This window comes from Actinophytocola sediminis, from assembly GCF_054779715.1.
The window spans coordinates 226,718-241,785 of the sequence record NZ_BAAGXS010000018.1 but is presented as its reverse complement, the minus strand read 5'-3'; the positions used below and the strand labels follow the sequence as shown (position 1 = coordinate 241,785).

Genomic DNA, 15,068 nt, shown 5'->3' with positions numbered 1-15,068 from the left:
GGCCCTACTTTCGTGTGCGTGCCTTGTAGTCGCGGACCGTGTCGGCGGTGGTGGGGGGCGTGCCGAGGCCCGACCACCTGGCCGCCTCCCAGACGAACGGGTTGTCGGTGCGCTCGGTGGCCAGGGTGCTGTCCTCGCCGTGCGCGGTGTAGAGGACCACCTCGCGAGGTTTGGCGAGCATGGAGCGCAGCGAGCGGAGGGTGTCGCCGCGGTCCCCGCTCGGTTGGTCCGTGCGGCCGATGCTCCCCGCGTAGAGGGTGTCGCCGACCAGGCAGTACCCGGGAACGCGCAGGTCGCCTGGCAGGTTGAACATCACCGAGCCCGCGGTGTGGCCGGGCGTGTGGTCCACCCGCACCGGCAACCCGGCCAGCTCAAGCACGTCCCCGCCGGCCAACGACTCGACCTCGGCCGGCTCCCGCCACCGCCACCCGGGGGCCAGGAACTCCTCGAACAGCGGCGAGACGTCCGGACCAAGCCCGGCGAGCGGGTCGGACAGCATCCAGTGGTCGTCGGGGTGCAGGTAGAGCGGGATCCGGTACCGCGCGCACACCTCGGTCACCGAGTAGGTGTGGTCGAGGTGGCCGTGGGTGAGCAGCACGGCCCGGGGGGTCAGTTCGTCCTCGGCCAGCGCGGCGGGCAGCTTCTCGGCCACGCCGTAGCCGGGATCCACCACCACACAGTCGCTGCCAGGACCATCGGCGACCAAGTAGCACTTGGTCGCGAACGCGTCGGCGACCACGGTCCGGACGAGCATCAGACGGCCACCGCCTCGACCGACAGCGGATCGACGGCCAGCGGGTCGACTGACAGCGCGATGGCCGCGCGGACCTGGTGTTCGAGCTGGTCGAGCTCGGCTTCGGTGTCGGCGTCGATGAAGAAGGTCACCGCCCGGTCGTCGGAGGAGATCAGCTGGCCGAGCTCGCTGCCGCGTTCCTTGAGCACCAGCACCAGGCGCAGCGCGGGTGGGTCGTCCGCGTTGCCGGGCACCGCGGCGGGCCACAGGTCGGTGTCCCCGAGCCACACCGGACGCACGCCCGGCCAGTCCACAGTGACCTCGCGCAGCACGCCGACCGGGTGGCGCAGGTAGACCTGCCGGGCACGGCGGCGCGGCGCCGGGTAGTCGACCTGTTCGCCAAGCGCGATCGCGATGATCTGCTCCTCGATGGGCCGGCCGCAGGCGAACTCGTAGAGCAGGGTCAGGCCGTCGCCAGGGGTGCGGGACGCGATCTCCATCAGGAAGGTCTCCCCAGCGTCGGTCACCCGCCACTCCGAGTGCGCCACGCCGTCGGCGAAGTCCAGTGCGCGCAACACCTTCCGGTCCTCGGTCAGCAACGTCTCGGTCACCTCCCGGCCGGCGGGCACGCTGTGCACCAGCTCGACGAAGGTCCGTTCGGTGGTGTCGGTGGTCTCCTTCCTGGTCACCGAAGCGAACCGGACCTCGCCGCCGGACACCAGTGACTCAACGGAGAACTCCTGGCCGACCACCTTCTGTTCGATCAGGACGGTCTCGTGTGGACGGTAGGTCGGCAGCAGGGCGGCCACCTCGTCCGGGCGCTCGCAGGCCAGCACGCCCGAGCTGGCGTGCCGGGTGGCGGGTTTCACGACCACCGGGTACCGCTGCGCGGCCAGGTCGACCGTGTGTCGCCGGCCGGGCGGCACGATCGTCGACTGTGGACTGAACGGGGCGAGATAGCCGCGCTGCAGGTACTTGTTCCGGCAGACACGGCTGGCCCGCAGCCCGGGGGCCGGGACCCCGAGCAGGTCGCAGACCAGCCCGGTCGGCTCGACCAGCGTCTCCTCCATCGCGTAGACCCCCACGATCCGGTACCGGTCGCGCCAGTCCCCGAGGACGGCCAGGACGTCCGGCACGAAGGAACCCTCCTGGTCCAGCTCACCCGCGGCGTAGGCCACCTCGGCGATCGTCGGCACCGGGCCGGCTCCGGCGGCCAGCACGGCCTGCGCCTGCTCCCGGGAGGACTCCGGACACAGGACCAGCGCCCGCAGACCGCGCCGGGCGAGCGCGGTGAGGTACTTGTGGTTGCGACAGATGACCCGGAACGCGCCGGTCAGGACGAAGGCCGCTGGCCGGTGCTCCGGGGACGGCATGGGGTGCACGGTCCCTCCTTTCCCTTGGCTCACTTCGCTTCTGGCATGGCGGTCAGCTTCGCGATCGGGGAGAACACCAGCCACAGCGCGGACAGGCAGAAGCCGACCGCGGTGACGATGAGCGTCTCCCGGATGCCGATCAGCGAGCCGAGCACGCCGCCGACCAGCGCGCCGACCGGCATGCTCCCCCAGGTGACCGTGCGCATCGCGGCCACGACCCGGCCAAGCTGGTCGCGGGGGATCAGCATCTGTTGGAGCGTGGCGACGTTGGTGTTGCCGATGGTCATGAACATGCCGCCGACGAAGAACATCGACATCATGATCGTCAGCGCCAGCCACGTCGGTCCCATGGCCAGCGGCAGCAACAGCTGCACGACCGAGGCCACCCCGTAGCCGACGGCGATCACCCGCCCCGGGCCCAGCCGCGACGCCAGTCGCTTGGACAGCATCGACCCGATCAGCGCGCCGATCGCGCCGACCCCGAGCACCAGCCCCAGCGCGGAGGTGCCCAGCCCGAGGGTCTGCAGGACGAACAACGGCAGCATCGTGTTGCGGGCCAGGAAGAACAGGTTGTTCACGCCGGAGCGGATGGTGAGGAAGCGCAGGTACCGGTCGTGGGCGATGAACCGCAGCGACTCGCCGATCTCGCGCAGCGCATGGCGTTCCTTCGGCTCCGGCGGGTCCTCCCTGCGCTTGATGCCGCGCAGACAGACCAGGGAGAACAGGCTGCTGACCGCGCTCATCAGCAGCACCACGGGCGGCACGAGGTACTGCACCAGCAGACCGGCCACCGCGGGCCCGCCGGAGCTGGTGACCACGATGGTCGCCTGCAGCTTGGCGTTGCCGTCGAGGAGTTGGTCCCGTTCGACCAGGGAGGGCAGGTAGGCCGTGCCCGAGACGTCGAACAGCACGGCGCACACGCCAAGCAGGAACGCCACGACGTACAGGTGCCACAGGGAGACCGCGCCGAACAGGGCGATCACCGGGATGACGGCCAGCACGACGACCCGGCCGAACTCCGAGAGCACGAGCAGGCCCCGTTTGCGGCTGCGGTCGATCCACACGCCCGCCGCCAGCGAGAGCAGCAGGTAGGGGGCGAAGGCCAGCGCGTTCACCACACCGAGCTCGACCGGTGTGGCGTCCACGAGGAGGATCGCGGCCAACGGCAGCACCAGCTCGGCGACCTGCACGCCCATGCGCGAGGCCAGCTGGCTGGCCCAGTACCGGAGGAAGTCCCGGTGTCGCCACAGGGATCCCGGGGCCGCCGGGGTGTCCTGGAGGTGGGTGGTCATCGTCGTCCTTCAGGCTCGGGCGTGGAAGACGCAGCCGACATGGGAGCCGTCGCCGAGGAACCTAATGTCCTGCGGCCTGTCGGGCAGCCCCTTGACGAACCCGCCGCTGAGCCCGGCGGCGGTCACGAACATCCCCCAGTGCAGCAGGCAGGTCGACGGGTCCACATCGGACGGTCCGGCGAAGCGCTCGGCGACGGAGTGCTCGCGGCGCTGCACGATGTAGTCGCCATCGGTCGCCCGACGGGCCAGCGCGGCCCACTGCTCGGCGGGCACCAGCCAGCCGCCGACCACACCGTGGCCGGCGCGTCCCCTGGTGGGTTTGAGCACCAGCTCCCCCTGCTCGCGTAACACCTGGTCCAGCAGGGAACCCCGCTGCGCCGCCACCGTGTCCGCGCCGCGCATGGTCCGCGTCCAGGGCAGCAGGCGCTGGGCGTTGTCCCATTCCTGGTCGGTGAACCGGTCGCGGTTGGCCGGGTCGGTGAGCAGCGCCAGGCATTCCTTGGTGCCGAACAGGTCGGCGTTGAGCGGCGTGAACACCGTGGCGGCCCCGGTGCGCGCCGCCTCGGTGAGCGGGGTAAGCCGCGCGGCCGCGTCGGGATCCTCGGCGACGGTGGACAGCAGGAACGTCCGGTACGCGACATCCACGCGCTCACCGCGCAGATGCAGTCCGGCGCCGGTCAGCTCCAGGTCCGCGACCGTGCCGCTGAGCACCCGGATGCCCTGCTCGGCCATGAGGTCCTCGAACAGCGAGCCGTCGACCTCGAAGGGCACGCTCACCCAGTCGACCAGCGCGACGGTCGGCCGGCTGTCGCGGGTGAGCGCGGTGTCGGCGAGGATCGTGTCGACCAGCCTGGTCATCGGGTCCAGGTAGTACAGGCCGGCCTGGTCGGCGAACTCGGCGAACCCCGGGTCGGTGAGGCTGGCCCGGCACAGCTCACCGAACTCGAACGAGCCAAGCGAGCTGGAGGTGTTGAACTCCACGACCTTGAAGCCGGCCGGACTGTTGACCAGGTCGGCCCGGCCGAGCGGCACCGTCGGTCCGGACAGCGCCGCGAGCGCGTCCCGCGCCCCGGCCCAGCCGAGCGCGTCGGCGAAGGCCACCTGGTCGCCGCCGAACAGGCGCTCGGGCAGGGCGTGCAGGGTGGCCAGCAGCAGCGGCAGGCCGTCGGCGAGCCGGCGGGTCTGGGCGGCGTCCAGGATGGCCGGCCGGGACAGCAGCGCGCGGGTGAACCACGAGCGGAACCGGTCGTAGCCGGGGGTGGTGGTGTCGAGCGAGCGCCGGTCGGTGAGCAACGCCCTGGTCGGCGCGTTCTCCACGATGGCGGGCTCGTGCACGGTGGCGGTCATGACTTCCTGCCTTTCCTCAGCGCGCCACCGGTTCGGCGGCGGACTCCCACACCACGGGCAGCACCTTGTTCGTCCGCTCGTTGCGCGTGACCTCGGCGACGGCGGCCACGGTGAAGGCCTCCGGCGTGTGCGCGTCGACGATCCCCAGGTCCTCCACCGCGCCGACGATCACCCGGCGGACGGCCGAGGGGTCGGCGGAGCCGGTGACCAGCAGGGTCATCGACAGCACGGCCGAGGGGACATCGGGATCGCGGTACACCACGAGCTGGGCGTCGAACACGCCCTCGACCGTGCGCGCGTGGTTGAGGACGTCGCCAAGCAGCACCATGGTGCCGAAGAACTTGACGTTGTCGTCCGCGCGACCAAGGACGGTGAACGCGTTGTCCCCGCCGCACGAGCAGTCAACGGGCCGCACCCGGTCGCCGAGCCGGAAGCGTACGGCCGGGGTCGGCCAGCCCTCGCCGACGCGGGTCAGCAGCGCGCCGTCGTCCTCGAGCTCCAGGAGCTGGTCGGGGAGCAGGTGGACCGCGCTCAGGTCGCAGTCCGGGCGGCTGACGCCGATCACGAACGTCTCGATCGACCCGTAGTTGCCCCAGAAGCCGGCGTCCGGGAACGCGGCGAGGACGCGCGTCCGGTGGGCGGGGGTCAAGGGCTCCCCCGACCAGATGACCGACCGCACCGGCAACGTCAGGTCGCTGCCGGCCACCATGTCGGCGAAGCGGGCCAGCACGTTGGGCGCGCCGGCCAGCGCGGTGACGCCCATGCCGGCGATCTCGGCGGACCATTCGGCGAACTCCGCCGGCGCGAACGAGCCCGCCGGGGCGACCACGGCCCGCGAGTGGGTCGCCACCGCGTTGTAGAAGTACTGGGCGCCCCACATCTTGCCGGTGGAGAACAGGTTGAGCAGCACGTCGCCGGCCACCAGCGGTCGCCAGTGCGCGAGCACCTTGGGGACGCCGAGATCGGGGGCGAGCACGGTCAGCTTGGGCGAGCCGGTGGTGCCGCCGCTGCAGACCATCAACCCGCCGGTGGTCGCGGCGCGCTCGACCGTCGCGGCCCGCAGCTGCGGGTGCGGCCACGGCGGCAGGTCGTCGACCTCGTCGCCGCCGCGCCAGCGCAGCGCCTCGGCCAGCACCGCGCCCGGCTCGACGGACCCGATGACGTTGGGGTTCATGGGTTTCTCCTCGCTGAGGTCGGGCTGAGGTGCCGGTCGAGCCGGCTGGCGTAGGCACGGAACCGGCCGCCGACGATCCGCGCCACCGCGTCCTGGTCGTCGAACAGGCCGGCCACGGCGCCGTCCAGTTCCAGTTCGGAGAACCACCACCCGCCGTCGGCCGTGCGGAGCAGGTCGACACACACGTAGGGCAGGTCGAAGCGGCGGTGCACGAGCGCGGCCAGCTCCCGCACCGGACCGTCCACATCGGACCGTTCGACTACCCGCCCGCCCCGGCTGACGTTGGCGACATGGGAGCCCGCCGCGGCGATCCGGTCGTACACGGCCACGATCTCCCCTTCGACCAGCACGACCCGGGTGTCGGCGACCACCTCGCCAACCAACGGCTGCACGAGCATCGTGGCGCCGCTGCCCGATGCCAGCCCCAGCAATGCGTCCAAAGTGGACCGGTCAGGACAGCGCACGCCGCCGACGCCCTTGCCCCAGTACGCCGGTTTGACGAACGCCGGGAACCAGTCGTCCGGGATCAGCTCCCGGTAGCTCAACAGGTCCAGGTCCCGACCGGTGATCACCCGCACCGACGGGATCACCGGCACCGGGGAGTCGGCCAGCGCCTGCGCGGTGGCGAACTTGTCGTTGCACAGCAGGGCGGTCGACAGCGGGATGGCCAGCAGGAAACCCTGCTCGGCCAACGAACGCACCAGGGTCAGGCTCGACCACAGGTCGGCCTCGTGGATCGGCTCCGACCGGACGTCGTAGACCACGATGTCCCGCTCGGGTCGCAGCCGCTCACCCCGCCAGTAGGCCGCGCCGTCGCCGAGCACCACGTGTTCGGGGACGGCGACCGCGAAGTCGAGCCCGTTGGCGCGGGCCACCTTCTCGTAGACGGGCCAGAACCGGTCCCGCTCCCACGCGGCCAGGGTCGCCGAGGACCGGTCCGGGAACAGGTAGAGGATCCGGGGCGTCGAGCCGGTTGGCAGGTCCACCGCCGGTGCGGGCTCAGCGACCGAGAAGTGCGCCACCGTTGACTCCGATCACTTGGCCGGTCACCCACGAGGCGCCCGTGGAGGCGAGGAAGTGCACGACGGCGGCGATGTCGACCGGCGTGCCCGCCCGGCCGAGCAGGGTCTCCGCGACGAGCCGGTCGTGGCGGGCGGAGCGGCCGCTGTCGTTGAAGAACTCGGTGTCCTGAACATAGCCGGGGGCCACGATGTTGACCGTGATCCCGTCCGGGCCGCCGGCCTTGGCGAGGTCGAAGGCCCAGCCGGCGAGCCCGGCCTTGGCCGCCGCGTAGGCGTCCCCGCCGCCGCGCTGGGCCGCGATCGAGCTGATGCCGATCACCGAGCCCCCCGGCCTGGCCAGGCTCGGCCACAGCGCCTCGGTCAGGTTCATCGCGGTCAGCAGGTTCAGCTCGACCGTCCGGCGGAAGCCCTCGAAGGTGCCGGCCGGGCCGGGGGCCACCTCACGGACGATCCCGCCGGCGTTGTTGACCAGCACGTCCACCGTCCGGTCCGCGAACAGCTCACCCAACCGCAGCACCGACGCGGCATCGGTCAGGTCGGCCACCCTCGGGTGGATCGCGGCGTCCGGGTTCTCCTTGACCACCCGCGCCAGCGGCTCCGCCCGGCGCCCGATGATGTGCACCTGCGCGCCGTCGGCGGCGAACCGTTCGGCGATGGCCCGCCCCATCCCGGTTCCGCCACCGGTCACGACGACTACCTTCGACATCTCATCCTCCGTGCTCGTTGTTCCCGGCATGAATCACCGCCAGCTGCCGTACCTGGCGGCCAGCCGGGCCGCCGTGGCCACCACGGCCACGCTCTGTTCGTGGTTGAGCCGTGGATCGCACAGCGACTCGAACCTCGGCAGCGGGCAGGGGTCGCCGAGGTCGGCCGCGTGGTCGACGCATTCGGTCACCTGGTCCGGGGTCAGCTCCAGGTGCAGCCCACCGGGGTGCAGACCGCGCTCGCCGAGCACGGCGAAGAACGCGCGCACCTCGGTGAGGATGTCGTCCAGTACCCGGGTCTTCTTGCCGGTCGCGGTGCGCCGGGTGTTGGCGTGCATGGGATCGGTCAGCCACACCACCCGCCGCGCGCGCGGACCGAGCCCGTCGAGCAGCACGGGCAGCCGTTCGCCCACCGTGGCCGCGCCCATCCGGACGATGAACGTCAGCCGGCCGGGGACGGTGCCGAGCTGGTCGACCATGGCCACGGTCTCCTCGACCGTCGCGGTTGGCCCGAGCTTGACCCCGACCGGGTTGGCGATGGACTCGGCGAAGGCGAGGTGCGCGCTGCCGGGGAACCGGGTTCGCTCGCCGATCCACAACAGGTGCGCCGAGCTGGCGTGGTCCCCGCGCACGAGGGCGCGTTCGTACTCCAGCAGCAGGCCCTCGTGACTGACGTAGACGAGGTCGTCGCCCACGGCCGGCAACCGGTTGCCGAACAGCTCGTCGAGCGCGCGGGCCGAGTGGTCGTAGGCGGCCAGCAGCCGGGTCACGTCCGTTCGCCTGGCGACCGGGTCGGGCTCGGGCCCGTTGACCGCCTCGCCGAGGAACGCCGGGACGACGCGCCCGTCGGGCAGCGTCTCCGTCGGCTGGGAGCGCGGCTTGGCGTACTGGCCGGCGAACCGGCCGATCCGGGTGACCGGCGCCCCGGTCTCGGCGGCCAGCAGCGCGGCCAGCTCCGCCAGCTGGGCCGCCTTGGCCAGCACGCGGCCGCCGCGCGCGTCGGCGAACGGCTCGGCGCAGTCGCCGCCCTGCAGCACCAGTCGCCCGCCCATGGCGACCTCGGCCAGCTCGCCGCGCAACGTGTCGCACTCGGTGGCGCGCACCAGCGGGTGCCGGGCACGCAGCTCGGCGAGAACCGAGGGCACGGCGTCCTGGTCGGCCCACACCGGCTGATGCGCCGCCGTGGTCGGGACAGTCGAGGTCACCGGGTGCCTCCCACGGCGAGGTCGGGGCGGAACTCCTGCCGGGCGGTGCTGGCCGCGGCGGCGACCTCGTGGGCCAGGGCGCGGTCCTTGGCCAGGTCGGCGTGCTGGTCGGCGAGCCGGGACCACAGCGGGCCGTCCCAGCGGGCGCCATCGGTCAGCCGCGCCAGCCGGGTCAGCGCCAACAGCAGCGAGCCCACGATCAGCCAGGCCCGCTCGAGCATGTCGGCCACCGCGACCGCGCTGTTGAGGGCCAGCGGCACGTGGTCCTGGTTGCCGAGGTTGGTCGGGACCGCCGTGATCGAGGCCGGCAGGCAGCGCTGGCGGATCGCGCCCAGCTGGGAGGTGGCCGCCAGCTGCACCCCGGCGAACCCGGAGGTGCGGCCGGGCGCGGCGGCGAGCATCGGGGCCAGCCCGTTGTTGTGCGCCGGGTCGAGGACCAGCGCGAGCTGGCGCTCCACCAGGAAGGCCAGTTGGTGCAGGCACAGCGCGTGCTGCTCGCTGGCCAGGCCGACCGGTGCGGCGTGGAAGTTCCCGCCGTGCCAGACCGTGCCGTCGACCACCACCGGGTTGTCCGTGCAGCCCTCCGCCTCGGTGACCAGCACCGTCGACTGGAGGCGAAGCTGGTCCAGCACCGCGCCGATCACCTGGGGCGCACAGCGCAGTGAGTAGGGCTCCTGCAGCGGGCGGGCCGGGTTGACCGGGTCGTCACCGGCCGCGTCCCGGATCAGCGCGGCGGCGCCGAGGTGACCGCGGTGGCCCCGGACGGCGGCGATCTGGGTCGAGTAGGGCGAGCGGTGCGCGCCGAGCAGGGCGACCAGCCGGCCGGTCATCGCGGCGCCGGCGAGGGCCAGGGCCGCGAGGTCGAGGTGGTTGTGCAGCGCCAGCGCCAGTGCCGCGCTGGTGCCGTTGACGAACGCGAGACCGGTCCGCGCGTCCCACCGGACCGGCCGCGCGCCCAGCGCGCGCAGGGCGTCGGCCGCGGCGACGACCGTCCCGTCTGGCAGGACCGCCCGCTCCCGGCCCGCGGCCGCGGCGGCCGCGTGCGCGAGCGGGACCAGGTCGCCGCTGGCGCTCAGGCTGCCGTCGGCGGGCACCAGCGGGGTGAACCCCCGGTTCCACTGGTCGGCCAGGCGGGCCACGGTCGCCGGGTCGGCGCCGGAGTGGCCACGGGCCATCCCGGTCAGCCGCAGCCACACCATGGTGCGGACGACCGCACGGGGCAGCGGCGTCCCCTGGCCGACGGTCAGGTGGGCGATCAGCCCGGTGGCCTGTGCCGCCGGGTCGGGGTCGCCGGGATACCCGACGAGCGGCCCGAAACCACTGGTGACGCCGTACACCGGTGAGTCCGTTGTGGACAGATGGTCGTTGGCGGTCCGCATGGCGGCGCGCTCGGCGGCGTCGGGCAGCCACTGGCTGCCGGGCGCGGACCGGGCCAGCAGTCCGGCGACCGCCGACCAGGCCGAATCGTCCGCAGTGGACCGTGGGACCGGTCGCGCGTCGCTGATGGTCATCTGGCCGCCTCCGGGCGCTGGTCGATCGCGGCCTTGCCGGTGGCGGTGCGCGGAATCCGGTCAAGGCGGTGCACGGCGCGCGGTGCCGGCAGCTCGCCGAGCGCGCCGGCGAGCACGCCGGGGTCGAGCGCCGGTCCGGCGACGAACAGCTCGTAGTGCTCGCCGCGCACCGGGTCGGGCATGCCGACACACAGCGCGTCCAGGCCGGGCACGGCTTCGGCCACCACCCGCTCGATCCGGCCGAGGTCACAGCGCCTGCCGTTGATCTTGATGAGCCGGCCGGCCCGCCCGAGGAACCGGAACCCGTCCCGGCCGACCGGGCGGATCAGGTCGTCGAGCCGGTGGCTGCCCGCCGGCGGACCGTCCTGGCGCGCTATCCGGGGGCTTTGCACGTGCAGTGCGCAGCTGCCGTCCGGTCCGGGGGTGTCCAGCAGCGTGACGTCCCGGAACAGCCGCCACGGCTCGTCGGCACCGCCGGCCATCGGGCGGTGGGCGATCGCGCCGGTCTCGGTCGAGCCGAACAGCTCGACGGCCACCAACCCGGCGGCGCCGAGGGTCGCGACGGCGGCCGCGGCACCCGGCGGCACCGGGCCGGCGCCGTGCAGCGCGTACGAGCCGCGCAGGTCGCCACCGGCCGCCCGCAGAATCGGCCAGCTCCCCGGCAGGCACACGTACAGCGTCCGGCGGCCGGGCACGATCCGTGGCACGGCAAGGGGATCGCCGGACAGGTCGTCCACACCGACATCGAGCAGCTCCGGCAGCACCTCGGCGAACAGCGCGCCGTAGAGGTGGCGGCGCGGGGCGAAGCTGACCACGTGCTCGACCGGGCCGAGCACGGTGTCCACGACGAGCTCGACCTCGGCGCGCAACTGCTCGCGCGTGCGACGCCAGACCGTCGGCGGGCCGGTCGATCCGGACGTGGTGAAGTCGATCCCGCCGGCGACAGCCGCTCCGGTCATCGGGTGTTCCCCAGCACGGCGCGGTCCTCCAGCTGGTCGGTCACGTAGCGCACGATGCGGTCCGGCGTGACGAACCAGTACCGCACGTCGTGGCTGACGAAGTCGACCTCGAGGCCGAACGCGGCCTCGACCCTGGAGATCGTGTCGAGCGCGGTCAGGCTGTCGAAGCCGGTCGGGAGCGCGGTGACGAACTCGCTGTCGCCGGTGAGGGTGTCGGCCGCGGCACCGAACTGCGCGCGCAGGACGGCCCACACCTCGGCGTGGATCTTCTCGGCCACCGGCAGGGTGTTCTCGGGCATGACGTCAGTTGCCTTTCGGTGCGGTGAGTGACGACCGGTCCGCGCGGTGCGGCGCCCCCGCTCGCCACACGTGCACGTGGTCCGGGCGGGTGGGGCGGAACTCGATGGTGAGGAACCCGGTGTCGGCGTCGGCACCGAGCGCGTCGGCGATCTCGGCGCAGAGCTCGTCGCGGAACCGCTCGTCCCGGTCCGGGCCGAGCTGACAGACGACGCTGGCATGGCGTAGCCGTGCGGTCGCCGCGCCCAGCGCCTCGACGGGCATGGCGCCGGAGAACACCGTGTTCGGCGGGTGGTCGGCGAAGTTCACCACGACGTTGCCCGGCGGCACGCCGCGGTCGCGCAGCCAGCGGGTGAGGCGCACCGCGACGGCGCGCCGGCGCGCGGCCGGCAGTGGGCCCGAGGTGATGTGCAGTGTCGGCATGGTTGGTCCACTCAGGACAGGGTGACGGGTGGGAGGTCGCGCACCGTGCCGTCGAGCCGGGCGCGGAGCAGGGTGTGCAGGCAGTCGGCCAGCGCGCCGCCGGTCGGCGGGCCCAACGGCGTCCACGCCGTACCGGCCGCGGTCCCGACACACGCGACGAACTGTCCGATGTGGACCGCGTCGACCGGGATGCCGTGCACGTCGGCGGCGAGCACCGCCTCGTAGGTGGACAACAGGTCGGGAATGCGGTTGCCCTCGTTGGCGAACCCGCCGCCACGGACCCGGTGGCGCGCCAACAGTGCCACCACCCGGTCCCGGTCCCCGGCGCCGACCGAGGCGAGCACCCGGCCGGCCTGCGCGCCCGCCCGGAAGGTCGGGGTGGTGCCGGGCACCGTGGCGTACCCGTCGCCGACCGCGCACGACGCGACGAAGTCGACCATCCGCCCGGTGTCCACAAGGGAGGCCAGGGGTGCGTCGAGCCGGTCGGCGACGGCGATCGCGGCCGCCGTGGACACCATGTCGGAGCCGCGGCCCTCCCAGTATCCCCAGCCGCCGTCGGGATTCTGGGTGGCGCGCAGCCATTCGGCGATGCGCTGCCGGCCGTCGGGGTCGCCGGCGAACGCGCCCGCCGCCAGCGCCCACGCGGTGCAGCGCACCTCGCTGCCCCGGCCGGGCATGTACATGACGCCGCCCTCGTTGGGCAGCTGACAGCTTTCCAGCCACGGCACGATGTCGGCCGCGTCGGCGCGCGCGCTCAGCACGGCGGCGGACGCGGTGAGCACGTCGCCGGCGACCGCCGGTTCGCGGTAGGTGAATCCCCCGCCGGCACAGGCGAAATCGCCCAACCGGGCGGCGACCGCGCCGGCCAGCGCACCGGTGTCCGCGCCGACGGCGTCGAGCGTGCCGACCGCGCAGAACGCCGCCCACACGTCCTCGACGGGATAGCCGGGCCACCGGGTGAACCCGCCGGAGGTGCCCCGCTGCCCGTGTACGTAGGCGGCGGTGGCGGGCGCGGGCTCGGCGCCGAGGGCGGCGAGCGCGGCGCTTGCCCGGTAGGTCGCCCACAGGCAGGACAACTCCGCGTGCGCGCCGAACCGGAACCCGCCGTCCTGGCCGCGCATGGAGGTCAGCCAGTCGACCAGCGCCGGCACGTGCCACGGCGGGCGCACCGGGGCCACCGAGTTCACCGCCCGCCACGCGGCCACACCGTAGAAGCAGGCCCGCACATCGGCATCGGTGTGCGTCGGCGACCAGGTCAGGCCGCCGTCCGGGCGCTGCAACGCGGCCAGCCAGGCCAGCAGTGCCGGCCGGTCGGCGACGTCGGTGCCGCAGGCCTCGATCAGCGTGCGGGTGGAGAAGTGCGTCGCCCACACGTCGGGTCGCTGGCCCGGGGTCATCGCGTAGGCGTCGCCGGACCAGGTCCGGTCCACCCAGCGCGCCGTGGCGTCCAGTGCCGGGACGGTCCGGCCGAGATCGCGCAGCGCCTGCACGGAGTAGAACGTGGCCCAGGCATCCGACGGCATGCCGCGACTCCAGGCGTAGCCGCCATCGGTGTTGCCCCGGCCCGCGAGATAGGCCGCGGTGCCATCGACGTCGACCGCCGGCATCCCCAGCCACCGCAACGTGCGCACGGCGGCGTAGGTGCACCACAGATCCGGCTCCCCACTAACGGTCGCGAGCACCGGAGAAGCAACCGAGATACTCATCCGACCGGCTCCACGACGCGGATGTTGGACCGCTTCCAGCTTTTCTGGGAGCCGCCGCTCTTGGTGGTGACCGCGAGCGCGTTGACGAACACGACGTCGTCCCACCGGATTCCGGCGCGCGCGGTGCTCGCCGCGCGCACGGCCTCGACCATGGCCGGCTCCGCGGCGCGGTCCGCGTCGATGTCGCGTTCGAGCAACAGCCGCCCGTAGCTCCCGTCGGCGTCGATCTCGATCAGGTAGCCGGTGGCCGTGGTCGCCGAGTACACCACCTCCTCGACGGTCCGCAGCGTCAGCTCCACCTGGTGCAGCGTGATCGCGTCGGTGGCCCGGCCGTGCACGGTGACCACCGGCCGGGAATCGCCGCAGCGGCAGGGCATGCCGACGGTGACCTGGTCGCCGGTGTCGAACCGCAGCAACGGACGGGCGTAGGTGTTGAGCGGGGAGACCACCAGCGTGCCGGTACGCGGACTGTCGTCACCGCCGACCGGTTCGATGCCGGCATCGGTGCGCAGCTCGAAGAAGTTGGCCGCGGTCAGCATGTGCAACGAACCGTCCACACAGGACGCCGCGAGGGTGCCGGTCTCCGTGCTGCCGTAGCTGATGTCGAAACAGGACGCGTCCCACCACTGCCCGATCCGCGCGCGCATCGGGCCGGTGCTGACCTCGCCGAGCATCATCAGCGCACGGACGCTCTCCCGTGTCCGCGCGATCAGGCCCCGTTGTTTGAGCAGGCGGGCGAACTGCACCGCCACCCCGGGAGCGATGAACACCACCGTCGGCCGCAGCGAGCCGAGCACCCCGACCAGCCGGTCCCAGTCGACGATGCCGGTGGCGAAGGGGTAGGCCCTGGCGTGCGGCACCCCAAGGTACTCGCACACGTTCACCACCAGGTCCGCCACCGGAACCAGGTCCGATGGCAGCATGACCAGCACTCGATCGTCCTGCCCGATGAGCTCCCGCCACGCCGTGCCGACCGAGACGGTGTTCCACACGATGTCGTCCACGGTGCGTGGCGTCGGCGTGACCACGCCCGAGGTCCCGGTGGTCTCGTAGTACTTCGCCGCGTCGTCCAGGCCGACCGCGACGTAGTCCCACGGGCTGCGCTTGAGATCCTCCTTGGACGTCACCGCGAGCCGAGCGAACGCCGCCGGCGAGAACTCGCCGATCCCCGTGTAGGCAAGGGATCCGCGCGCCCGGTCCCACAGCTGGGCCAGCTTGCCGTCGTAGAAGCCTGCCGACGGGACGCCCTTCGACCGCGCGCGCAGTTCGTTCTCCGCGCGCACCAGTAAGTCCAGCGCCGCGCTGCTGCCAATCAGCAAGTC

General features: G+C 72.9%; 14 protein-coding genes. All 14 read right to left on the bottom strand.

Features of this window, described 5'->3' with window-relative positions:
* Positions 1 to 4: 4 nt before the first annotated feature.
* Genes ACYVIP_RS11425 through ACYVIP_RS11360 form a run of 14 tightly spaced genes read right to left on the bottom strand, consistent with a single transcriptional unit; the run spans position 5 to position 15,065 of the window.
* A complete protein-coding gene (locus ACYVIP_RS11425; protein WP_460395014.1) occupies positions 5 to 754 on the bottom strand; it encodes an MBL fold metallo-hydrolase in 750 nt (249 codons plus the stop codon).
* Positions 754 to 2,106 (bottom strand): ATP-grasp domain-containing protein, encoded by a 1,353-nt coding sequence (locus tag ACYVIP_RS11420; RefSeq protein WP_460395219.1) that lies wholly within the window; start codon positions 2,104 to 2,106, stop codon positions 754 to 756. Before ACYVIP_RS11420 ends, ACYVIP_RS11425 begins: the two co-directional genes overlap by 1 nt.
* Before the next feature lie 29 nt (positions 2,107 to 2,135).
* Positions 2,136 to 3,398, bottom strand: coding sequence for an MFS transporter (locus ACYVIP_RS11415; RefSeq protein ID WP_460395012.1), 1,263 nt, complete (start codon positions 3,396 to 3,398; stop codon positions 2,136 to 2,138).
* Positions 3,399 to 3,407: 9 nt separating this feature from the next.
* The gene (locus ACYVIP_RS11410) at positions 3,408 to 4,745 is read right to left on the bottom strand and encodes a hypothetical protein (protein ID WP_460395010.1); all 1,338 of its coding nucleotides are present in this window, start codon (positions 4,743 to 4,745) and stop codon (positions 3,408 to 3,410) included.
* Between the two features lie 16 nt (positions 4,746 to 4,761).
* Complete coding sequence (locus ACYVIP_RS11405) at positions 4,762 to 5,919, bottom strand: AMP-binding protein (RefSeq protein WP_460395008.1); 1,158 nt, start codon at positions 5,917 to 5,919, stop codon at positions 4,762 to 4,764.
* Positions 5,916 to 6,941 (bottom strand): ATP-grasp domain-containing protein, encoded by a 1,026-nt coding sequence (locus ACYVIP_RS11400; protein WP_460395006.1) that lies wholly within the window; start codon positions 6,939 to 6,941, stop codon positions 5,916 to 5,918. Before ACYVIP_RS11400 ends, ACYVIP_RS11405 begins: the two co-directional genes overlap by 4 nt.
* Positions 6,919 to 7,647: an SDR family NAD(P)-dependent oxidoreductase gene (locus tag ACYVIP_RS11395; protein WP_460395004.1), complete on the bottom strand. Its 729-nt coding sequence runs from the start codon at positions 7,645 to 7,647 to the stop codon at positions 6,919 to 6,921. The genes ACYVIP_RS11400 and ACYVIP_RS11395 overlap by 23 nt, the downstream gene beginning before the upstream one ends.
* A gap of 33 nt (positions 7,648 to 7,680) precedes the next feature.
* Positions 7,681 to 8,850, bottom strand: a complete 1,170-nt coding sequence (locus ACYVIP_RS11390) for a 3-deoxy-7-phosphoheptulonate synthase (protein ID WP_460395002.1) — start codon at positions 8,848 to 8,850, stop codon at positions 7,681 to 7,683.
* A complete protein-coding gene (locus tag ACYVIP_RS11385; protein WP_460395000.1) occupies positions 8,847 to 10,361 on the bottom strand; it encodes an aromatic amino acid ammonia-lyase in 1,515 nt (504 codons plus the stop codon). Before ACYVIP_RS11385 ends, ACYVIP_RS11390 begins: the two co-directional genes overlap by 4 nt.
* A complete protein-coding gene (locus tag ACYVIP_RS11380) occupies positions 10,358 to 11,320 on the bottom strand; it encodes a class I adenylate-forming enzyme family protein (protein WP_460394998.1) in 963 nt (320 codons plus the stop codon). The genes ACYVIP_RS11385 and ACYVIP_RS11380 overlap by 4 nt, the downstream gene beginning before the upstream one ends.
* A complete protein-coding gene (locus tag ACYVIP_RS11375; protein ID WP_460394996.1) occupies positions 11,317 to 11,619 on the bottom strand; it encodes an acyl carrier protein in 303 nt (100 codons plus the stop codon). Before ACYVIP_RS11375 ends, ACYVIP_RS11380 begins: the two co-directional genes overlap by 4 nt.
* Positions 11,620 to 11,623: 4 nt before the next feature.
* The gene (locus ACYVIP_RS11370) at positions 11,624 to 12,040 is read right to left on the bottom strand and encodes a hypothetical protein (RefSeq protein ID WP_460394994.1); all 417 of its coding nucleotides are present in this window, start codon (positions 12,038 to 12,040) and stop codon (positions 11,624 to 11,626) included.
* A gap of 11 nt (positions 12,041 to 12,051) precedes the next feature.
* Positions 12,052 to 13,746 (bottom strand): prenyltransferase/squalene oxidase repeat-containing protein, encoded by a 1,695-nt coding sequence (locus ACYVIP_RS11365; RefSeq protein WP_460394992.1) that lies wholly within the window; start codon positions 13,744 to 13,746, stop codon positions 12,052 to 12,054.
* Positions 13,743 to 15,065 (bottom strand): phenylacetate--CoA ligase family protein, encoded by a 1,323-nt coding sequence (locus ACYVIP_RS11360; protein ID WP_460394990.1) that lies wholly within the window; start codon positions 15,063 to 15,065, stop codon positions 13,743 to 13,745. Before ACYVIP_RS11360 ends, ACYVIP_RS11365 begins: the two co-directional genes overlap by 4 nt.
* Positions 15,066 to 15,068: the final 3 nt, after the last annotated feature.